The organism is Planctobacterium sp. AWH2_060 (genome assembly GCF_056158425.1).
In genome coordinates this window covers 4,491,024-4,513,548 of sequence record NZ_JBSWTG010000001.1, presented here as the reverse complement: position 1 = coordinate 4,513,548, position 22,525 = coordinate 4,491,024, and the positions used below count along the sequence as shown (strand labels likewise).

At 46.6% G+C, this 22,525-nt stretch carries 18 protein-coding genes; 16 read left to right on the top strand and 2 right to left on the bottom strand.

Annotated features, from left to right (window positions below):
- Nucleotides 1-1,277 precede the first annotated feature (1,277 nt).
- The 14 genes from ACXAD8_RS19405 to ACXAD8_RS19340 all read left to right on the top strand — a co-directional run bounded on the left by ACXAD8_RS19405 (nt 1,278) and on the right by ACXAD8_RS19340 (nt 12,797).
- Nucleotides 1,278-2,237, top strand: a complete 960-nt coding sequence (locus tag ACXAD8_RS19405) for a calcium/sodium antiporter (RefSeq protein ID WP_475231604.1) — start codon at nt 1,278-1,280, stop codon at nt 2,235-2,237.
- A 15-nt stretch (nt 2,238-2,252) separates the two neighbouring features.
- Nucleotides 2,253-3,230 (top strand): KpsF/GutQ family sugar-phosphate isomerase, encoded by a 978-nt coding sequence (locus tag ACXAD8_RS19400; protein ID WP_475231603.1) that lies wholly within the window; start codon nt 2,253-2,255, stop codon nt 3,228-3,230.
- On the top strand, nt 3,230-3,784 hold the full coding sequence (kdsC, locus tag ACXAD8_RS19395; RefSeq protein ID WP_475231602.1) for a 3-deoxy-manno-octulosonate-8-phosphatase KdsC: 555 nt from the start codon (nt 3,230-3,232) through the stop codon (nt 3,782-3,784). Before ACXAD8_RS19400 ends, kdsC begins: the two co-directional genes overlap by 1 nt.
- Entirely contained in the window at nt 3,781-4,350 is a 570-nt protein-coding gene (gene lptC / locus ACXAD8_RS19390) for an LPS export ABC transporter periplasmic protein LptC (RefSeq protein WP_475231601.1), read from the top strand. The genes kdsC and lptC overlap by 4 nt, the downstream gene beginning before the upstream one ends.
- Nucleotides 4,313-4,819: a lipopolysaccharide transport periplasmic protein LptA gene (gene lptA, locus ACXAD8_RS19385; protein WP_475231600.1), complete on the top strand. Its 507-nt coding sequence runs from the start codon at nt 4,313-4,315 to the stop codon at nt 4,817-4,819. Before lptC ends, lptA begins: the two co-directional genes overlap by 38 nt.
- 29 nt (nt 4,820-4,848) lie before the next feature.
- A complete protein-coding gene (gene lptB / locus ACXAD8_RS19380; RefSeq protein ID WP_229528116.1) occupies nt 4,849-5,574 on the top strand; it encodes an LPS export ABC transporter ATP-binding protein in 726 nt (241 codons plus the stop codon).
- Between the two features lie 71 nt (nt 5,575-5,645).
- Nucleotides 5,646-7,139, top strand: a complete 1,494-nt coding sequence (locus tag ACXAD8_RS19375; protein ID WP_475231598.1) for an RNA polymerase factor sigma-54 — start codon at nt 5,646-5,648, stop codon at nt 7,137-7,139.
- 26 nt (nt 7,140-7,165) lie between these two features.
- Nucleotides 7,166-7,453: a ribosome hibernation promoting factor gene (gene hpf / locus ACXAD8_RS19370; RefSeq protein ID WP_475231597.1), complete on the top strand. Its 288-nt coding sequence runs from the start codon at nt 7,166-7,168 to the stop codon at nt 7,451-7,453.
- A gap of 16 nt (nt 7,454-7,469) precedes the next feature.
- Nucleotides 7,470-7,913 (top strand): PTS IIA-like nitrogen regulatory protein PtsN, encoded by a 444-nt coding sequence (ptsN, locus tag ACXAD8_RS19365; RefSeq protein WP_475231595.1) that lies wholly within the window; start codon nt 7,470-7,472, stop codon nt 7,911-7,913.
- Complete coding sequence (gene rapZ / locus ACXAD8_RS19360) at nt 7,910-8,755, top strand: RNase adapter RapZ (RefSeq protein WP_475231594.1); 846 nt, start codon at nt 7,910-7,912, stop codon at nt 8,753-8,755. Before ptsN ends, rapZ begins: the two co-directional genes overlap by 4 nt.
- Nucleotides 8,752-9,027: an HPr family phosphocarrier protein gene (locus tag ACXAD8_RS19355; RefSeq protein WP_475231593.1), complete on the top strand. Its 276-nt coding sequence runs from the start codon at nt 8,752-8,754 to the stop codon at nt 9,025-9,027. Before rapZ ends, ACXAD8_RS19355 begins: the two co-directional genes overlap by 4 nt.
- Before the next feature lie 359 nt (nt 9,028-9,386).
- Nucleotides 9,387-10,748, top strand: a complete 1,362-nt coding sequence (mgtE, locus tag ACXAD8_RS19350) for a magnesium transporter (RefSeq protein WP_475231592.1) — start codon at nt 9,387-9,389, stop codon at nt 10,746-10,748.
- A 104-nt stretch (nt 10,749-10,852) separates the two neighbouring features.
- A complete protein-coding gene (locus tag ACXAD8_RS19345; RefSeq protein WP_475231591.1) occupies nt 10,853-12,097 on the top strand; it encodes a hypothetical protein in 1,245 nt (414 codons plus the stop codon).
- Between the two features lie 247 nt (nt 12,098-12,344).
- On the top strand, nt 12,345-12,797 hold the full coding sequence (locus ACXAD8_RS19340) for a YHS domain-containing (seleno)protein (protein WP_475231590.1): 453 nt from the start codon (nt 12,345-12,347) through the stop codon (nt 12,795-12,797).
- Between the two features lie 43 nt (nt 12,798-12,840).
- On the opposite strand, the gene arcB is transcribed toward ACXAD8_RS19340, so the two are convergent.
- On the bottom strand, nt 12,841-15,240 hold the full coding sequence (gene arcB, locus ACXAD8_RS19335; RefSeq protein ID WP_475231589.1) for an aerobic respiration two-component sensor histidine kinase ArcB: 2,400 nt from the start codon (nt 15,238-15,240) through the stop codon (nt 12,841-12,843).
- Nucleotides 15,241-15,726: 486 nt separating this feature from the next.
- Between arcB and gltB the strand changes: the two genes are divergently transcribed.
- Nucleotides 15,727-20,193, top strand: coding sequence for a glutamate synthase large subunit (gene gltB / locus ACXAD8_RS19330; protein WP_475231588.1), 4,467 nt, complete (start codon nt 15,727-15,729; stop codon nt 20,191-20,193).
- Nucleotides 20,194-20,204: 11 nt separating this feature from the next.
- Nucleotides 20,205-21,620, top strand: a complete 1,416-nt coding sequence (locus ACXAD8_RS19325; RefSeq protein ID WP_475231587.1) for an FAD-dependent oxidoreductase — start codon at nt 20,205-20,207, stop codon at nt 21,618-21,620.
- A gap of 178 nt (nt 21,621-21,798) precedes the next feature.
- Here the strand turns inward: ACXAD8_RS19325 and ACXAD8_RS19320 are convergent, their stop codons facing one another.
- Nucleotides 21,799-22,491 (bottom strand): hypothetical protein, encoded by a 693-nt coding sequence (locus tag ACXAD8_RS19320; protein WP_475231586.1) that lies wholly within the window; start codon nt 22,489-22,491, stop codon nt 21,799-21,801.
- Between the last annotated feature and the right edge of the window lie 34 nt (nt 22,492-22,525).

The window sequence follows — 22,525 nt, the reverse complement described above, 5'->3', positions numbered from 1 at the left end:
TGATATTCAGTTAATTCGAATAGGTTTCTGCAGATTTTATCAGATGCCCCGATATAGGTCCTATTTTACGAAGTTTCAAGGACTCAAAACAAAATCAAAAAGTAACAAGATATATTCTATTTTTACGAAACAAAAAGTCTGGGGCTACGAGAGATTTTTTTAGCTTTGAGCGGCTGGTCAATCTAATGGGCTTTTAGCGTTTTACAGTATTTTTTATAGAACACAGTGGTTGCGGAAATAAATTTGGTTCTACCGTCAAACTCAACAATATTGCCTTTTGGAAATTGCGTTGCCCAGCTTTATCACAATGGCTAATTGCAGCTCTATATAGTGGCTTATTTCTTAGGGGCGATCCCCTAAAACCCCCTTTTGCCCTTGGCGCGAGAATACATAAGCCTTCAGCGCAGCACCTTCGTAGATAATAGGTAGGTTGGACTTTAGTCCAACGAAGATGCTAAAAGCCAGCAATGGTGTCTGACTGAAGTCAGACCTACAAATACATCCTTGTTGCCCATCTTCAGGTTTTATCTGCGGTTTCGGCTTATTTCGCGAAAGGGCCTGATACGAATTGTCTTCGAACACAACAATGGCTGGATATTCAACCAAATTAATATGGGTGTCACCTTTAGATTTACTTCTGATGACGAAGTTTATGTTTTTGCGCGTCAGGGGCTGCGGGGGATTCTTAAGGGGGGCGCAGCCCCGTCCCCTTAAGGCGCTGTCGGCGCTCCGACAATGACTTCAATCAAAGGATAGTGATTGAATTAAACTGCGGCGCCGAAAAAAGTCTACCTGACAGCAAACTCAACTAAGGGATCTGGTTGGTTAATAGTCCCTCCTCAATACTCCAGGGTAAATCTAAATTAATTAGCTTTTTGCTTCGGATGGTGCAGGCTATTTTCGAATACTGCTCAAAAAACATTCGCGATATCGCCCTGGGGTGTCATCTTTAGATTATGGTAAGGCAGAGGTGCTTAATTAAAAAACGTCGTCGGAATAAATTCCAACCTACAAGAATTCATCGACGCAACCAGTTCGGGTTAAGGTTCGACCTGAAACTGGGATATAGTGAATGCTCAAGCCAGAACGACAAAGGGCTTCTGCATCAAAACTTCCACTATTTAGCACAAATATTGTACATTAAAAAGCAGCAGGTCCAGCTATTTGGCGAACTTACTTCAACAATAGGGCTCAAATAGTTTAAACTTTTAAAGTTGTACCCATTATAGAGTCATTCCCTTGTCACTACATTTCAAACTGAAGAACGATTTTTATTCATGCTGACAGATATTGCCCTTTTTATAGTTGGACTTGCGCTACTTAGCTGGAGTGCTGACAGGTTCGTTTACGGCGCTTCTGCCATGGCCAAGAATTTCGGAATTTCTCCGATGGTGATTGGCATGACCATTGTAGCCATGGGTTCTTCTGCGCCAGAAATCATGGTATCTGCAACAGCCTCAATGGCGGGTAACGCTGATACGGCTGTAGGTAATGCCATTGGCTCCAATATTACCAACATTGGTCTGGTGTTGGGTTTAACGGCATTATTCAAGCCCTTGATGGTCAGCTCAGGAACAATTCGTCGGGAAATGCCCATTTTGCTGATTGTATCTCTCACTGCGGCCTGGTTTTTGGCCGACCTGAGTTTGAGTCGCGCTGAAGGTATTTCTTTGATGATCCTGTTTTTTGTCACCATTGGTGGCCTGACCTGGTTATCGATACAAGCAGATCGCAAAGATCCCTTTGGCACAGATACAGAAGAAGAAATTCCCTCCGACGTACCCACTCACAAAGCTATTTTTTGGGTTATTGTGGGCATGGTGTTATTGCCGGTGAGTGCCGACATTATGGTGGTATCCGCGGTGGATATTGCAAGATACTTCGGCATGAGCGAACTGATGATTGGCCTGACCATAATCGCTATTGGTACCAGCCTGCCAGAACTCGCAGCCAGTATTGCTGGCGTGTTGAAAGGCGAGGACGATATGGCGTTGGGCAATATCATCGGCTCAAATATCTTTAACATCCTGGCGGTAATGGCTATGCCAGGCCTTATTGCACCGGGTCTTATCGATGCCAATGCGGCGAATCGCGATATTCACGTAATGCTGGTGTTCACGGTTCTGCTGTTACTATTCAGTTTCGGTTTACGCGGTGTGCGCAAAATAACCCGCTGGGAAGGTGGTGTCCTGGTGGCCGGTTACCTGGGTTACATCACCTATTTATTTGTCGCTTAAGTGAGTCTGATTGCAATGAAAGTTGATACCACACAGCTCATTTCCTCTGCTAATCGGGTATTGGAGATTGAGCTGGAAGCAATCCAGAATCTCAAAAATGCCTTTGATGAACACTTTGTGCAGGCCTGTCAGTTAATGATGGGCTGTAAGGGCAAGGTGGTCGTAACCGGCATGGGCAAATCCGGACATATAGCCAACAAGATTGCCGCCACCTTGGCCAGTACAGGCACCCCGGCCTTTTTTATGCACCCGGGCGAAGCCGGTCACGGTGACCTGGGCATGCTCAGTAAAGACGATGTTTTACTGGCAATCTCCAATTCCGGAGAAACTTCTGAAGTGGTATCTCTGTTGCCAGTGGTAAAAAGACTCGGTATTAAAATCATCGCAATGACCCGTTCTGCGGAATCTGCGATGGGCCGTTATGCCGACATTCACCTGTCCATTGCCGTTCCACAGGAAGCCTGCTCATTAGGTTTGGCTCCTACCTCCAGTACCAGTGTCACTTTGGTTTTGGGCGACGCACTGGCCATTGCCCTGCTGGATGCTAAGAACTTTACCGCTGAAGAATTCGCCTTATCCCATCCCAGTGGTTCGCTGGGTAAAAAGCTACTGCTGAAACTGGAAGACATCATGCACACCGGCGATCGGGTGCCTGTGGTGCAATCCGGCAGCACAGTGCGGGATACCCTAATGGTAATCACCCAAAAAAGCCTGGGCCTGGCTGGTATAGTAGATGAGCAGGGAAAACTACTTGGCGTATTTACCGATGGCGACTTGCGTAGAGTCATCGATGCCAGAAAAGACGTCCATGCCACTATTATTAACGAAGTCATGACTAAAAACTGCTACACGGCTCGCAAAGACATGCTAGTAGCAGAAGCTCTCAGCCAAATGGAAAGTCGCAACATAAGCGGACTTATAGTGGTGGACGAGGAGCAACGCCCTATTGGCGCGCTTAATATGTTAGACATGATCAAGTCAGGGGTTGTGTAATGAGTAAAGTTCAAACCCTATATGGTGACCTGCAAAAATCGCTTCTGGAGCAAATGCAACAGATAAAACTACTCGCTTGTGATGTTGATGGTGTCTTTAGTGATGGTCGTATTTACATGGGCAATCAAGGCGAAGAGCTCAAAGCCTTTCACACCAAAGACGGTTACGGCCTGAAAGCGCTAATGGCCGCCGGAGTTGAGGTTGCCATTATTACTGGTCGTAAGTCTAAGATAGTGTCCGACCGTTTTTCAGCGTTGGGGGTTAGGCATATTATTCAGGGTGAAGAGCAGAAAAAAACAGCCCTGCAAAAGTTGCAGTCTCAATTGAATATCCCGCCACAGGCCACGGCATCGATTGGCGACGATCTGCCCGACACTGGCATGTTTGAATTATCCGCAATCAAAGTAGCGCCCGCAGATGCCCACCCGACAGTGCTGGCCTTGTGTAATTATCAAACTAAGGTTTCCGGAGGATTCGGTTGCGTCAGAGAGCTATGTGATTTGATTTTATTGAGTCAGGGAAAATTACAAGGAATACTGGCGAGTAGCGTATGAGCCGCATTCATATCAGCATTGGCTTATTGTTTATTGTGTTGCTGGCGCTTTATGTCAACATGATTGCCGATGACAACACGCCGCAAGCCATTGATGACACGCCCGAAGCCTGGAATCCCAATTATCAGGCCCGCAATATGAAAAGTACTTTGTACAACGACTCTGGCAGCGTCAACCACGAGGTTTTTGCCTCTTCCATGGAACATTATGATATTTTGGGTTTTACCCTGTTTGAGAACCCGGAATACACCATTTACACCGATGAAACCGAGTCTCCCTGGCAAATAGTTGCCAAAGAAGGAACGCTATATAGCGACCAACGTATTGAACTTGAGCAAAATGTCCTTATCAAAAGCCTTAATCAGGATGATTTTGTACAAACTATCGAAACCAGCTTTGTCGAAATTGATTTGCTCAACAAGACCGCCAAATCAAATAATCCCGTCACCATAACAGGTCCGGATTTTGTGATAGAAAGCAACGGGTTAACTGTCAATCTGCTGACCCGAAAATTGGAACTAAAAGACCATGTTAAAACGATTTATCAACAACCTGTTGCCCATTAGCAGCCTGTGCGTGCTGCTTTCATTTCCGGTTTGGGCAGGCAAAGACGACTTTAAACTTCCGATTGAGGTTGATTCAAAGTCTCAGTTCGTGGATGGTAAGCGCAAAACTTCGGTATTTAAAGAAGACGTTCATGTGCGTCAGGGCACCCTGTCTATCAATGCCGACGAAGTGAGAGTGTCCGCTGAAGCGGGCAAAGGCAAAGAAATTTTTATTGCCTTGGGCAAGCCTGCTGTGTATTCGCAAACCATGGATGATGGCAGTAAGATCACTGCCAAAGCCGAAGAAATCCGCTACGTGGTCGAGTTTCGCACCTTAGAGCTAAATGGTGCTGCAGAACTTTATCAGGACACCAGTATGGTGAAAGGTGAAAAGATCAGCTTTAATTTAGAGAAAGAACAATTGATCGCAGGTAGTAACGAAGCCGATGGAAGAGTGACTACCGTTTTTCAGACCGACGATAAAAATTAACGCGCAACCCAACAAGGAAAACCATTTCAGTGCCCACGTTATACGCGAATAATCTGGCAAAATCCTATAAAAGTCGTCAGGTAGTGCGCGATGTCAGCATCGAAGTCAGCACCGGCCAGATAGTCGGCTTGCTCGGTCCTAACGGCGCAGGTAAAACCACCACCTTTTATATGATTGTGGGTCTCGTACCTTTAGACAAGGGCGAGATTTTCATCGACCAGCATCAGCTAACCCTACAACCCATGCACGTTCGCGCTCGACACGGCATTGGCTACCTGCCACAGGAATCTTCAATATTCAGAAAACTCAGTGTTTTTCAAAACCTGATGGCTATTTTGCAAATGCGCAAAGAACTGGACAATGAGCAACGGGAAGAGCTGGCAGACGAATTGCTGGATGAGTTTAATTTAAATCACATTCGACATAATTTAGGAATGAGTCTGTCCGGTGGTGAGCGGCGCAGAGTAGAAATTGCCCGCGCTTTGGCAGCCAATCCACAATTTATTTTGTTGGATGAACCCTTCGCAGGCGTTGACCCAATTTCTGTTAATGATATAAAGAAGATCATTCATCATTTGCGAGACAGAGGAATTGGGGTATTGATCACTGACCACAATGTAAGAGAAACTCTGGACGTATGTGAACAGGCCTATATTGTCAGTCATGGTCAGGTAATCGCAGAAGGCGAACCAGAAACAGTTTTAGCAAATCAGCAAGTAAGAGATGTATACCTGGGTGAGCAATTCAGGCTATAGTAACACTAACAATAATCTATTGATTGGGGCACAATTACCCTGAGCACTGGAGTCGGAAACTACCATTTTTAATGAAGCCGTCTTTACAACTAAAATTTAGCCAACAGCTAACAATGACCCCTCAATTGCAGCAAGCTATTCGCCTGCTGCAACTGTCGACGCTCGACCTGCAACAAGAAATTCAGGACGCGCTGGACGCAAACCCTCTGCTGGAAGTGGATGAAAATACCGAATCCAGTAGCGATGAAGGGCTAGAGTTATTAAAAGAGCCTAAATCAGCAGAATTGAATGGCGCCGACAGCGACAACGAATTCAGTGGTTCCGATGGCATGGACTCCAGCGATGCTCTGGAGAAAAACGACTTACCAGACGAGCTTCCCATAGACAGCACCTGGGACGAATATTACAGCGCCTCTTCAGCGCCCGCTTCATCAGGCGGAGTGGGTCCGGATGACGACCAGGTATATCAGGGCGAAACCAGCGAATCCATTCAGGACCATTTGCTGTGGCAATTGCATTTAACCCCTTTCAGTGAAACCGACGAAGCCATCGCGCTTGCGATCATCGATTCTATCGACGAATCCGGCTATCTGAGGATGTCGGTAGAAGAAATTCTCGAAAGCCTCAACGACGAAGAAATTGAACTGGACGAAGTAGAATGTGTCAGAAAACGCATTCAGCACTTCGATCCTCTGGGCTCAGGCTCACTGACTCCGCAAGAATGTTTGCTGGTTCAGTTAGGACAATACCCCAATGACACCCCCTGGTTGAAGGAAGCAAAATCACTGTTGTGCGACTTTTCCGATCTGCTGATGGCAAAGGATTTTCGCACCCTGATCAGAAAATCAAAACTGCGCGAAGAGCAGTTAAAAGAAGTGCTAAAACTGCTGCAAACCTTGAATCCTCATCCAGGTGCCACATTAAACAATAAAGAGCCAGATTATGTCATTCCTGATGTATCAGTGATGAAGAAATCCGGTCGCTGGATTGTGGAACTCAACCCCGATGCCGTGCCTAAGCTGAATATTAATCAGCAGTACGCGGCCATGAGTCGGGGCAGCAAAAACAGTGCTGATGGACAGTTTATTCGCTCACACATGCAGGAAGCCAAGTGGTTTATCAAAAGCATTGAAAGCCGCAACGAAACCTTGCTAAAAGTTGCCAATTGTATTGTGCAGCAACAACACGGTTTCTTTGAGCATGGTCCGGAAATGATGAAACCCATGGTACTCAACGACGTCGCTGAAATGGTAGATATGCACGAGTCCACAATTTCCCGTGTGACCACTCAAAAGTACATGCATACGCCACGGGGTATTTTTGAGCTTAAATACTTCTTTTCCAGTCATGTGGCCACGGAAAATGGTGGTGAGTGTTCCTCCACGGCCATCCGGGCATTGATTAAGAAATTGGTGGCAGCTGAGAATCAAGCCAAGCCACTGAGTGATAGCAAAATTGCGCAATTGTTAGCCGACCAAGGCATTATGGTAGCCCGGCGAACCATTGCAAAATACCGGGAATCACTCTCGATTCCTCCATCTAACCAACGTAAGAGTCTGTTATAGACTTCCCTACAGAAGGACGACCAATTATGCAAATAAACTTATCAGGTCATCACGTCGAAATCACCGATTCTCTTCGCGATTATGTCGATACAAAATTCACAAAGCTGGAACGACATTTTGATCACATAAACAATGTATATGTCATCTTAAACGTTGAAAAACTCAATCAAAAAGCTGAAGCAACTTTACACCTTGACGGTGGCGAGGTTTTTGCCACCTCTGAACACAGAGACATGTACGCCGCCATCGACTCCCTCATCGACAAGCTCGACAGGCAGGTAATCAAGCATAAAGAAAAGCTCAAGAGCCATTAAGGGAGTTTAATAAGGGATGGAAATCAAAGACATCCTTTCTCAGGACTGCACGCGCTGTGCAGTCCCCATCACCAGCAAAAAACGCGCATTGCAAATCATCAGCTTAGTCGCCAGCGAAAAACTCAGCGAACTGACCGAAGAAGATGTGCTGAACAGTCTGCTTTGTCGCGAAAAGATGGGCAGCACCGGCATCGGCAATGGCATTGCTATCCCCCACGGTCGGGTTGAAGGTCTGAGTAGTCCTTTGGCTATTGTACTCACCTGCTCGCCTGGTATAGAATTTGACGCAATCGACAATCAACCTGTTGATATATTTTTTGCGATTTTGGTACCCGTTGAGCAAACCGAGGGGCACTTGCAAACTCTCGCCCGTATAGCTCAAAAACTCAGTGACAAAGAGGTCACCAAAGTAATTCGCAATTGCCATTCAGACAACGCATTATATGAAGCACTGGTATGAAACTAATTGTGATCAGCGGACGGTCCGGCTCAGGAAAGTCTGTGGTATTGAGGGCACTGGAAGATCTTGGTTATTATTGTGTAGATAACCTTCCGGTTAGCATGTTACCAACACTGACCCACGCGGTTGTCAGTGAATACGACCAGATTGCCGTCAGTATCGACGTGCGAAACTTGCCTAAAGATCCCGAGCAGCTCACTGAAAATCTCGATTTTCTGCCCAATAAAACGGATCTCACCATCATCTACCTGGATGCCAGTGATGATATTCTGGTGAAACGCTACAGCGAAACCCGTCGTCTGCATCCGTTGTCTAAAAACAATATTTCCCTGGCAGATGCCATCGTTAAGGAACGAGAGTTATTGGTTCCGATCTACGAAAGAGCAGACCTGCATATTGATACCGATAAACTGTCGATTCATCAATTGGCCGAGCTGGTGCGGGAACGAATTTTAGGTAAGAAGTCCTCACGCCTGGTGCTGGTATTTGAGTCCTTTGGCTTTAAAAATGGTATTCCGAAAGACGCAGACTATGTTTTTGATGTTCGCTTTTTACCCAACCCACACTGGATACCAGAACTCAAACCCTATTCAGGAAAAGACGCGCCGGTAGCACAGTACCTGACAGCACAGCCCATAGTAAATAAAGTGGTTGGACAGTTCCAAAACCTGATAGAAACCTGGCTACCCCACCTTGAAAGAAACAACCGCAGTTATGTTACTGTCGCCATAGGCTGTACCGGTGGTCAGCACCGCTCAGTGTTTATTGCCGAAACGCTGGCCAACTATTTTTCAGTTTCCCACCCTGACGTACAAATCAGACACCGAGATCTGGACGAGTGAATAAAGCAGAACGAACGCTAACCATCACCAATAAATTAGGTCTTCACGCCAGAGCCGCCACCGAATTGGTGAAGCTGGCCGCATCATTTTCCGCGACCATTATGCTGCATAAAGATGGCAAAAGTGCCTCTGCCGACAGCGTATTGGGATTGATGATGTTGGAAGGCTCACAAAACAAACAAGTGAAAGTCATTTGTGAAGGCGCTGATGCTGAACCAGCATTAGAAGCCGTATCAGCTCTGTTTTCCGCCCGCTTTAACGAAGCTGAGTAGTGTTTCACAATATTTAAACCTGGATTGTGATTTGTTTCATTAGTAGATATCCAGCAGCCACTTATTGCTATAAACTATAATAAACGAACAATACCAATGACCTGAGTATACAGAACGCTAATCTGTATAGGACCGTCAGGTTGTTAATGGAAATCAGTTCATCGTATAAATAAGGAGTGTCGATTAGTGCCGGGAACACCTTACCTAAATCTGCAAACTAACGATTTAGCCGGGATCGGTACAGCTTTCTACACCCTTATCACAGCTCTCAATTGCGCATCTAAGTTTCCATTTATCCAGCCAGCTCACTTTCACAGGGCAACCATTAAGCTGACTCTTATCTTCAAAGGAGCGTGCTAATGGAACAAAACAAACTGGAACAGGAATATGTAACCACGCAACTGGATGCCATTAACGATGCCCTCAGTAATGGCTTGTTTGTGCACGTACGCAAAATGCTGCACAGCATTCCCCCGGCGGATGTGGCACTACTGCTTGAATCCACCCCGGTGCGCAATCGTTCGCTGCTGTGGAAACTCATCGACACCGACTATCACGGCGACGTTTTAGAAGAACTGTCTGAAGATGTGCGTAATGGCATCATGCGGGAAATGGTGCCCGAAAAGCTTGCCGATGCACTGGAAGACATGGACACCGACGACCTTGCAGAAATGCTGCATGGTCTGCCAGACAGAATGGTTCAGGATGTCCTTGAGTCGATGGACAGCATGGACAGAGCCCGTGCTGAGCAAGCTTTGTCTTATGGTGAAGGTACTGCGGGATTCATCATGAATACCGACACCATCACTCTGCGTCCGGAAGTCAGTGTAGAAGTTATCCTGCGCTACCTGAGATTAAAACAAGAGCTGCCACCCGACACTGACATGCTGTACGTCACCAATCGCTATGATCGTTTGATTGGTACAGTGCCGCTAACCAGCCTGATCACTGCGGCCCCGGAGATCAGTGTTGAAGAAATCATGGAAGAAGAGCCCGAGGTTATCAAAGTAGACCTGGACGAAACCGAAGTGGCCAAGTTGTTCGAACGCCACAACTGGTTATCGGCTCCCGTGGTGGATGCCAATCACCAATTAGTTGGCCGTATTACCATTGATGACGTGGTTGATATCATCCGTGAAGATGCCGAACACTCGATGATGAGTATGGCAGGTCTGGAAGACGAAGAAGATACCTTTGCACCAGTACTGAAAAGTACCCAACGCCGCTCCATCTGGTTAGGCGTAAACCTGTTTACGGCATTAATGGCCGCCATGGTGAGCGATTTATTCGAGGCCACCTTAAGCCAGTTGGCAGTACTGGCTATTCTCAATACTATCGTACCCAGCATGGGTGGCGTTGCCGGGAACCAAACCCTTACCCTGGTTATTCGCGGTATGGCGCTGGGCCATGTCAGCGCCTCTAACTCCCGCTGGTTGATTAGCAAAGAACTCGCCATTGGATTCTTAAACGGTGTAATTTGGGCGGTACTGATTGCCTCTGTCGTAGCAGTCTGGAAACAAGACTATATGTTAGGTCTGGTGATCGCCTTTGCGATGCTGGTGAATATGATCGCCGCTGGTTTGTCTGGCGTTATTCTTCCCATTGTAATGAAAAAGCTGAAAATCGATCCCGCCTTAGCAGGCAGTGTTATTCTCACCACCATTACCGATGTGGTGGGTATCTTTGCATTTTTGGGCACTGCTACCTGGTTACTGCTGTAATCAAATTAAAGCATCAAAAAAGGACTTTTTTTTACACTGCCACTTTACATAGGTAACTTTAATGACCATATTTAACCTAATTAGTCTGAATTGGGTTGAATGTCATGCTTGGTAAAAATAGACCTCAGAATCCGCGTCCTCCCACGCGAGAAGAAACCGCCAGCAAAATGCTGCGTAAGGCCGGAGTTGAAAACCCTGACCTGCGCAACATGACACGTAATGTGACGCTAAGTCGAATAGAGAATTTCGACAAAAATACGCTAAAACCGGCCAATCTTACTGATACACGCAAGAACAGCATTTTACAAAGTCACCACGTGAATAACCCAGATGTCGGAAATGCTTCGCGTAAGAATTTGATGGATGAGATAAAAAACTTTGACCGCTCTAAACTAAAAGCCAAACAACCCGAACAACGCTATATAGTCTCGCCTCATAATGACGTCAGAAATCTAATGAATAATTCTCGAGGAATGGGCGTACATGCGCTGTCCCAGAATTTACCTATGGTCAGGCCCGTATTTAAAGATGACAATCAACGCAAAGCCTTTCACACTCTGGCGAATCAAAAGCTGAGTGGCTTTGGAAGTGTAAATAACCTGAATGATGAGCAACGGCGAGAACACAATACCTATTCCCAACTAAAAGATTGGTCACATAAAGACAATGCCATGATGAATTTTGAAAGTGCGGACACCAAACGTTCCCATCCTATCGTTTACGTGCAAGGTCATGGTTCGCCAGGAACCGACAGTATTTCATCAGATTCACATGAAAAGGCTAGCTACAGCTCAGTGGCTCGCATGTTGGACAACATGAAACTCCCCAAAGTCAGTCAGTTAAGAGCCAACTCCTGCCACAGTGGAACCGAACACAATTTAAAAATGATTGCCGAACCGAAAGAGAAATTTCGCCAGCAAACCATGGAGCAAAGTGCAGGTAAATGGGAAAACACCTTTGCCGGAAAGTTACAAGGACAAATGGATACCTCTCATCAACAAACGGGACAAAGTTATAAACAACGTTATGAAGCCAACAAAGCCGCTGTTGACAAAATAATGGGCCGAGAGCTGGGAAAATGGGGCAAAGTTAAAGCCTTCTTCGGTGGCGATAACCTTACTCAAAAGCGAAAAGACGTCATTGATAAAGTGACAACACGTCACAACCGCGTAGTAGGTTACATGGGACCAACAACCCAGGGCCCTGTTAATTCCACAAGTCGCGATAACCTGGGACGAACCCAGGACAACCAACAACACATGGCAGTCGCCCTGGGAGCCCAATATGAACACAGGTTTAAAAGAAGCCAGGTAAAGCGCACCGGCCCCAGTGTTCCCGCAAAAAAATAAACCGTTTTTGTAGTATTGCGAATTCGGATCATTACGACCAGTTGTAATTGCCGACCATGTCTTCACCGACTTGCCTTCTTAGGCTCGGCTTTATTGTAAGTCTGACTTCAGTCAGACAGTACGCTCAAATTAAAAGTCATTACAGAAATAAATTTCAAACCAAAACGCTCTAACTCATAACCCAAAAGTCAGAAATTATCCCAATACACCTGAGGTCTTGTTGTCTTTAAACCACAGGAATACAAAAATGACCCGTTTAGTTTCTACACTGTTTGCAGTTTTCTTCAGCTTAAATACCCTGGCAGGGATTGATACCCAAACCGACGCCAACGGCGTGATTTTGGCAGGGCATGACGCCGTAGCTTATTTCACCGACAACAAACCCGTTATGGGTAAGGCTGAATTTACTTCCGTTTACCAGGGGGCTATATATCGCTTCCGCTCGGAAGAGAACCGCGACACTTTTAATGGCAACCCCGCCAAATATGCTCCAGCTTATGGCGGCTATTGCTCAACCGGCACCAGCTTCGGTAAAAAGTTTGAGGTTAATGGCAAAGCCTTCAAAATTGTCGATGGACAATTGTTCGTTAATAAAAACGAAGAAATCCATGAGTTTTGGCTAAAAGACGTTTCCGGGAATATAGTCAAAGCCGATAACAACTGGCCTGAAATTAAGGACGTTCCTGCGGACCAGCTATAATAGCCTGCAATGACTCCCCGCTGCTCAGCGGGGAGTTTTGTTTTTAGTCGATATCATTATCCTGCGCTGCCATCCAGTCTTTGAGTTTGAATAAATCGTGCTCATAGGCCTGTTGCAATTCTTCTACCCAATCATAGACATTTTGCCACCAGGCTGGATGGTCGCCCTGTTGGATTTTATTGGCAATTTTTTGCACTGCTGACAGTCCCACAGATCCTGCAGCACCTTTGATTTTATGGGCGTGGCTACAGACTTCTGATTTTTCCTTAGCACTCAAGCTCAGTTGCAACAGTTCCAGATAGTTCGGCATCATTTGCTCAAATACCGTCAGGCTGTTCTGCATCATATCGATACCAATGGTATCCAGAAGCATCTCCAGCAATTCCATATCCAGCGCAGCATGTAAGTGTTTGTCAGGCGTTACACCTGGCTCTGGCAACGCCGCCTGAGCTTGTTGCGGTTCGCTTTCGGCAAATAACTGGTTAAATACCTCTATCACCCGACTCTTTTTAATGGGCTTGGCGATAACATCATCCATGCCATTGTCCAGATATTCCTGACGGGTTTTAATCACATTGGCGGTCAACGCCACCACTCTGGTGTTTTTGATCAGCCCTTCTTTACACAAAATAGAAGCCACTTCAAAGCCATTCATGTCGGGCAACTGAATGTCCAATAAGATAAGATCGTAATGATGATTGCGCACCTGCTCGAGCGCATCCTCTCCGGTCATGGCAACCGAAACCTTTTGTCCCAGTTTTTCCAACAAGGCTTTAGCCACCATCACATTAAGCTGGATGTCTTCCACCAACAATATGTCCAGCGAACGGGTCATCAGCTGTTGAGTGCGAATCCCCTGAGAGCTCACCGCCAAAGGTAACTCAACGGTAAAACAAGTGCCCTCGCCCATCACACTATTCACCGAAATATGGCCTTTCATCATAGACACCATCTGCTGACAAATCGCCAGACCGATGCCAGTGCCGGTGGCACTTTTGTGATTAGGGTGGTCCACCTGGTAATACATAGCGAAGATCTTTTCCAGTTCTTCTTGTGGGATCCCGACGCCGGTGTCTGTGATCTTAAACTTCACCAAAGATATACCGTCTTCAGGCATCGAGGCTTCGATAGTCAGACTAACGTGTCCCTGAGGGGTAAACTTCACCGCATTAAACAGCAGGTTCCACAAAATCTGTCGCAATCGGGTGCCATCGACTTCTAAAAAGGGTGGGATGGGTTCGATCAGATGAGATTTAAAGCTCAAGCCTTTATCGGCCGCCAGCAACTCGATGATACTACCCAGTTCCTGGGAGAATTCTTTCAGGTTCACCGTTTTGAGCTGCAACTCCAGACGGTCACGCTCGATCTTATCCAGATCAATAATGTCGTTAAAGATATTGCCAAGAGTAATAGCACTGGCATAGATGGTACTGACCCAGTTAAATTGTTCTTTGTTGAGCTGCGTATCTCTTAACATTCGGCTCAACCCCACAATACCGTTTAGCGGGGTACGCAGCTCATGACTGATAGTGGCGATAAACGCTGTTTTGTCTTTACTGGCCTTTTTAACCGCATCGGCAGCCTGTTTGCGCTCGGTAATATCACGACCAAAGGCCAGCAGTCCTAAACGGTTGCCCTTGGGATCAAAAAACGGCACCTTGCGCATTTCATAATAACGACGTCGACCATCAGCAAAACGCAACCAAAGCTCTTCAGTGATACTGGCGTTACTCTCCAATACTTCGTTATCACTCATCACTACCTGACGAGCCAGCTCTTCATCGTAAACCTGATGCGGGGTCAGGCCCATTAGCTCTTCTTCGGTTTTACCAGTCATCTGTTCGGCAACCCGGTTACAACCCGCAAATTTGCCTTCTTCGTTGCGGTAATAAATAAGGTCTGGTGAGGCATCAATAATAGATCGCAACAAAATCGAGTAGCGCAACGCCTGCTCCTCTTTTTCGGTGCGGTTGTGCATTTGATTTTCCAGCTCAGCAAATACCCGCTCGCGATCCAATTGCGCCTGCTGTCGGGTTTCAATTTCTTGATTAAGCTGATGGATGTTGTTTTGCAATTCCTGATGCAAGCGAATGTCTGCTTCTCGCATACGCTCCATTTCTGCGACCGCCGATTGCATTTTTCTCCTGGAGACTTCCAGTTGTTTCACCAATGCGCTAAACACCAAAAATACCAGTGGAGCAACGGTACAGGTTAATACAATGGCAGTAATGAGATCTTCAAATTCGATATGTGCGCCGATAATAAACCGAATAATAAAGGAGCCAATGCAGGTCACCACCAGACTAAATAGGAAAAGCACCAGCGTGCTTTTGGTTGCTCCGTATTGAGATATCCAGCGGGCTGCCCTTTCTGCCCATGAGTCCAGCTGTTGATTTTGCACTTGCTCAACCGGATCGGGTTGTTGCTCTGGTTTAGACGACATACTCATTTCACTTAAATTTTTAGCCGCATCCTAGCAAGTAATCGCGCAGTCCGCCACGACAGGAATCAGCGCATTATTGTTTATTCATATAATAAACATAAATATTCTAAACTGTTCTAGTTGCAAACTTACTGTTCTATTAATGGGTGATTTTAATAAGGATTCAAAAAATAGAATTTTTATCCTAAACGTAAACCACAAAATGAACACTTTGTCACCAGAAGATAAATTTAGAGTATGAAAAGAATGTTTTTATCCCACTTTCTTATTTGTAATTTTATTACAGTAATTGATTTATTTCTGTAATACGGTTATTTTGATCAGCCCGCTTGAAAACAAAATGCATAAAGATTCGAGCCAGACTGGTATACCCCTGACGACACTAAAACAAGAACACGGAAGTCGTAACATTGAAAGAACACCAACGATAACGTTGGGTGAGAGAACATATACCCTGCCCAGTCTTAGGTTGAAGGAGTTGAGTTAATGAAACTATACAATCCCAATGACAGTCGGGATAATTGCGGCTTTGGCCTGATCGCCCATGTAAATGGCGAGCCGAGTCACCGTCTGGTGCACACCGCAATTCATGGCCTGGACCGCATGCAGCACCGTGGCGGTATCGCTGCAGATGGCAAAACCGGTGACGGTTGTGGACTTTTATTACAAAAACCTGACGCATTTTTTCAGAAAGTCGCCAAAGAACATGGCTGGGCTTTAGCTAAAAATTATGCGGTCGGTATGATTTTCCTGAGCCAGGATGACGAAAAGGCCAAGGCGGCTATGACCATCCTGGATGAAGAACTGGAAAACGAAACATTAGCTGTATTAGGCTGGCGTGAAGTGCCTACTGATCCATCAGTATTGGGCGACCTGGCCGTATCCTGCTTACCTAACATTAAACAGGTTTTCGTCAATGCGCCACAGGGCTGGCGCGCCGTCGATCTTGAGCGCCGTTTGTTTATGGCGCGTCGCCGGGCCGAAAAGCGCCTTGCCGAAGATCAAGATTTTTATATTGCGTCGCTGTCTAACCTGGTGTCGATATACAAAGGCTTGGTGATGCCCAAGGATCTGCCACGCTTTTATCTGGATTTGGCTGACAAAGACATGGCTTCCGCCATTTGTGTTTTCCATCAGCGCTTTTCCACCAACACTTTGCCCAAGTGGCCGTTAGCTCAGCCCTTCCGCTTTTTAGCTCACAATGGTGAAATCAATACCATTCGTGGCAACCGCGACTGGGCACAAGCCAGAACCTATAAATTCCGTACACCACTGATCCCGGATTTAAAGGAAGCCGCACCTTTTGTAAATATGGAAGGTTCCGACTCATCTTCGCTGGATAACATGCTGGAGTTGTTTTTGGCCGGTGGTATGGATTTATTCCGCGCGATGCGATTACTGGTGCCGCCAGCTTACCAAAATGACAAAACCATGGACGAGGACTTACGCGCCTTCTATGAGTTTAACTCTATGCACATGGAGCCCTGGGATGGTCCGGCAGGTATCGTATTAACCAATGGTCGTCACGTGGCCTGTAACCTGGATCGCAATGGTTTGCGTCCGGCCCGATACGTGATCACTAAAGATGGTTTAATTACCCTGGCTTCCGAAGTAGGTATCTGGGATTACGAGCCTTCAGATGTGGTTGAAAAAGGCCGTGTTGGACCGGGTGAAATGCTGGCGGTAGATACCCGCACCGGCAAAATCTGGCGCAGCACCGAAATTGACGAAGATCTGAAAGGTCGTCACCCTTATAAAGAATGGATTGAGAGTCATATTCGTCGATTAAAGCCCATCGAAGAGTACGAACAAACCTTAGTGGGGCAACGCACCTACAATGACGACGAGCTGAATATCTATCACAAGCTGTTTAACTATTCATATGAGGAGTTACACCAGGTTGTCAAAGTACTGGCCAGTGATGGTCAGGAAGCCGTTGGCTCTATGGGTGATGATACGCCAATGGCGGTAATGTCATCTAAGCCACGAATTATGTATGACTACTTCCGTCAGCAATTTGCCCAGGTGACCAACCCGCCTATCGATCCGTTGCGGGAAAATCACGTTATGTCTTTGGCCACCTGTATTGGTCGCGAAAAAGACGTATTCAGTGAAACCTCAGGCTATGCTGACCGGGTACTGTTCTCTTCACCAATTTTGACCTATACCGATTTGGTGCAGTTAAGAGAATACGACCCAGAGCATTATTATTCTGAAGTTATCGACCTGAACTACAAGCCAGAAGAAGGTTTAAAACGCGCTATAGAGCGTATTTGTGATGAAACCGAATACCTGGTTAAAACCAAAAAAGCGGTATTTGTGGTTCTGTCTGATCGCAACATCAAAAAAGATCGTTTGCCAATTCCCGCCGCGATGGCCGTTGGTGCGGTACAGCGTCGCCTGGTGGATAAATCGCTGCGTTGTGACGCCAATATCGTAGTAGAAACTGGCTCAGCCCGCGATCCACATCACTTTGCGGTGTTGTTGGGATTAGGTGCCACGGCTATCTATCCATTCCTTGCCTATGAAACCATTGAGCAAATGGTGGAAAAAGGTGAAATTGAGCTGTCTCACATGCAGGCCTTCATGAACTTCCGCAAGGGGATCAACAAAGGTCTGTTCAAGATTATGTCCAAAATGGGTATCTCCACGGTAGCCAGTTATCGCAGCTCAAAACTGTTTGAATTAGTGGGCGTTGCCGACGAAGTCATGGAAATCTGCTTCCGCGGTGTGCCTTCGCGCATTCAGGGTGCGGGGTTCAGCGACTTTGAGCAAGACCTGATGAATCTGGGTCGTATCGCCTGGCTGAAACGCAAACAATTGAGTCACGGTGGCTTGCTGAAATACGTGCATGGCGGTGAATACCACGCTTACAACCCGGACGTAGTGACCAGCTTACAAAAAGCGGTGAAATCCGGCGATTATGCCGATTATCAGGTATTTGCGGATCTGGTGAATCAACGCTCTCCGGCCCACTTCAGAGACTTATTGAAACTGAATACCGGCAAAGAGCCTATTTCCATTGATGAAGTAGAACCAGCAGAAAGTCTCTATCCTCGCTTTGACAGTGCAGCAATGTCTATAGGGGCACTCAGCCCGGAAGCTCACGAAGCGCTGGCGATAGCTATGAACACCCTTGGCGGCCAATCCAACTCAGGTGAAGGCGGTGAAGATCCAAAACGCTTTGGCAACTCGCGCAACTCCAAGATTAAGCAGGTGGCTTCAGGTCGATTTGGGGTGACCCCTCATTACCTGGTGAATGCTGATGTTATTCAGATCAAGGTGGCTCAGGGCGCAAAACCCGGTGAAGGCGGTCAGTTGCCCGGCGACAAGGTGAACAAGTACATTGCGCAACTGCGTTTCTCAGTGCCAGGTGTAACATTGATATCGCCTCCGCCGCATCATGACATCTATTCTATTGAAGATTTAGCACAGCTGATCTTTGACTTAAAACAGGTCAATCCCAAAGCACTGATCTCAGTAAAACTGGTATCAGAGCCAGGTGTTGGCACCATCGCAACCGGCGTTGCTAAAGCCTACGCTGACCTGATCACAGTATCCGGATATGACGGTGGCACCGGTGCCAGCCCGATAACCTCAGTAAAATATGCAGGTTGTCCATGGGAGTTAGGCCTGGCTGAAACTCAGCAGGCGCTGGTAGAAAACGGCTTGCGCCACAAAGTTCGGGTACAAACCGACGGCGGTTTGAAAACCGGTCTGGACGTTGTAAAAGCCGCAATTCTGGGCGCAGAAAGCTTCGGTTTTGGTACCGGACCTATGGTGGCGCTGGGTTGTAAATACCTGCGTATTTGTCACTTAAACAACTGTGCCACAGGTGTTGCTACTCAGGACGAAAAACTGCGCAGCGAATACTTCATTGGTTTGCCAGAAATGGTGATGAACTACTTTAAGTTTATCGCACAGGAAGTCAGAGAAATTCTGGCCAGTTTAGGTGTTCAGAAACTGGACGACCTGATTGGTCGCACAGAATACTTGCAGGTTCTGGATGGTATCAATGCCAAACAGCGCAAACTGGATCTGAATCCCATGTTAGCCAAGGCTGAGGCAGGTTCGCACACCCGCCTGTTCTGCTCTGAAGTAACAAACAAGCCACTGGATAACGGTGATATGAACCTGGCGATTCTGGCCCGTGCCGAATCTGCGGTGCAAAACAAGTCAGGTATTCAGTTGAACTTTAACATTCGCAATACCGATCGCTCTGTGGGTGCTTCATTGTCTGGCTTTATTGCCCGTCACTATGGCAACCAGGGCATGGCCGATTACCCGGTCAATATCAGCTTTAAAGGCACAGCCGGTCAAAGCTTTGGGGTTTGGAATGCCGGCGGTCTGGAAATGCGCCTGGAAGGCGATGCCAACGACTATGTAGGCAAAGGGATGACTGGCGGTAAGCTGGTGATTTACCCGCCTGCAGGCGTGGAATACGACACCCACAACAGTGCCATTATCGGTAATACCTGTCTGTATGGGGCTACCGGCGGCAAATTATTCGCGGCTGGACGTGCCGGTGAGCGTTTTGGAGTGCGTAACTCCGGTGCGATTGCAGTGGTAGAAGGCACAGGAGATAACGCTTGTGAATATATGACCGGTGGTATCGTCGCCATTTTAGGCAAGATTGGGGTGAACTTCGGCGCGGGTATGACAGGTGGCTTTGCTTATATTCTGGATGAGCAAGGGGACCTGGAAAACCGGGTTAACCAGGAACTGGTAGAGATTCTGGATATCGGAGACAAAATTATTCTGTCAGAGCATCTTCGTGGCCTGGTGGACCAACACTATGAGGAAACCGGCAGCGAACACGCACTGAAAATCCTCACCAACTTCGCGGACTATTTAGATCAGTTCAAGCTGATCAAGCCCAAGACCAGTGATGTTAAAAACCTGCTTGGCCATATCAGTCGCTCTACTAATGAGCTAAGAGTGCAGGCGCAGTAACGGAGTAAATTATGGCTAAGAATGTTTATCAATTTGTTGATGTAGAACGTATCGACCCGCCGAAAAAGCCGGTGCATGTGCGCCGCGCTGACTTTGGCGAGATTTATCATCCACTGTCAGCTTCCCAAACCGAGGGGCAAGCTGATCGTTGTCTGGACTGTGGTAACCCATACTGTGAGTGGAAATGCCCGGTACACAACTTTATCCCACAATGGCTAAAACTGGCCAACGAGGGTCGAATTCTGGAAGCCGCTGAGCTGTCCCATAAGACCAACAGCTTACCGGAAGTGTGTGGCCGCGTGTGCCCGCAAGACCGATTGTGTGAAGGGGCCTGTACCCTGAACGATGACTTTGGTGCGGTTACCATAGGCAGTATCGAAAAATACATCACCGACACCGCCTTTAAAATGGGCTGGCGTCCGGATATGTCGGATGTGGTGCAAACCGGTAAAAAGGTGGCCATCGTAGGTGCTGGTCCTGCTGGCCTTGCCTGTGCCGACATCCTGGTGCGCAACGGCGTTAAACCCGTGGTTTTCGATAAATACCCGGAAATTGGCGGCTTGCTGACCTTCGGTATTCCTTCTTTCAAACTGGAAAAAGAAGTGGTGCAATTGCGCCGCGAAATCTTTACCGAAATGGGAGTAGAGTTTGTGCTTAACACCGAAGTGGGTAAAGACGTGCAATTCCAGGACCTGATCGATAAGTACGACGCGGTATTTCTGGGCATGGGTACATACAAGTATATGAAAGGCGGTTTCGACAACGAAGCGGCGCCTGGCGTATACGACGCACTGCCCTTTCTGATCGCCAATACCAATCGCCTGATGAAGCTGGAAAAAGATCCCGCTGATTACATCAGTATGCAAGGTAAAAAAGTCGTCGTACTGGGCGGTGGTGATACCGCGATGGACTGCGTGCGAACTTCGGTACGTCAGGGCGCTGAAAGCGTTATTTGTGCTTACCGTCGTGATGAGGCCAACATGCCAGGTTCACGCCGAGAGGTTACCAATGCCCGTGAAGAGGGTGTTGATTTTCGCTTTAATCTGCAGCCATTAGATATCGCAGTGGACGAAACTGGCAAAGCCGTCGGTGTAAAACTGGTGAAAACTCAATTAGGTGCGCCAGATGCAGCCGGACGTCGTCGCCCGGAACCTGTGGAAGGCTCAGAACATATTCTGGAAGCCGACGCCGTTATCGTCGCTTTCGGCTTTCAGCCCAGCCCCGCCAGTTGGTTTGCCGATTACGGTATCATTCTGGACGAGAAAGGTCGGGTACGCGCCCCATCACAAGGCAAGTACGCCTATCAAACCAGCAACCCAAAAATCTTTGCTGGCGGCGATATGGTACGCGGCTCAGATTTGGTGGTTACCGCCATTGATGAAGGCCGCAAAGCCGCAGAGGGAATTCTGGATTACCTGAATATCTAATCCTCTCGCAGTCACAAATTAAAAAGGCCAGCATCGCTGCAAGCTGATAGGGATACGTGGTGCAGAGTTAAAACACCACGTATCCAAAACTTCAAAGCCTACATGAAAATGTAGGCTTTTTACGTAATAAAGTTTCTCTTTCAACAACAGGTATCGGGAACATAACCAATATCTTTTTTTAACTTATCCAAGACATTTGGGAAGAATAAAGCTTCCATCCCCCAAACCACCTGTAGAGTTTGTATGAGGTACCGCCTGAAGCAAGGCTTGCTATATATATACTTCCTTCAATTTCAGAGAACAGCATGTATTTGTTGAGCTTGCCAAAGCTTACTTGAACACCACCACTTTTGATTTCACCTAAATCGTTATATTCAAGTGGACTATTGCTGTCGAAAAACCTTAAATCTAAGCCTTTTTCATCAGCGTAATTTGAAAGTTCACTTATGACATCGAGTGGTAAAGTACCATCAATTTCACCTGAAAATGGCTCAGAGTATATATCTTTAGAAACATAGATAATCTTCGGATTTAATTCACCGCCATATGTGTCATCTTTCCCAATTAGATCGCTAAATGCTACAACATAGATTTCAGAATCTTTGCCTTGGGACATTAAAACAGCAGAGCTTAAAGTTAATGTAATAGTTGACACTAAGGCACAATGACGGAAAAACTTCGACTTTATTATTCGATTAACTTTATCTATATCTAGAAAGTGTAGAGCGTATAAATTTACGACAGGAGTAGTTAATACCATTGCCGGAAGAAGTAATTTAAAGATCCCTTTTACATTACCGTCAAAAAACATCAGATATACAAAAGTAAATAGAAAAAATACGTTTAGAATCGCAGCTAGTTTTCTTATCAATTTAAATCCTTTTGGTTCAACAACCAACTAGTTA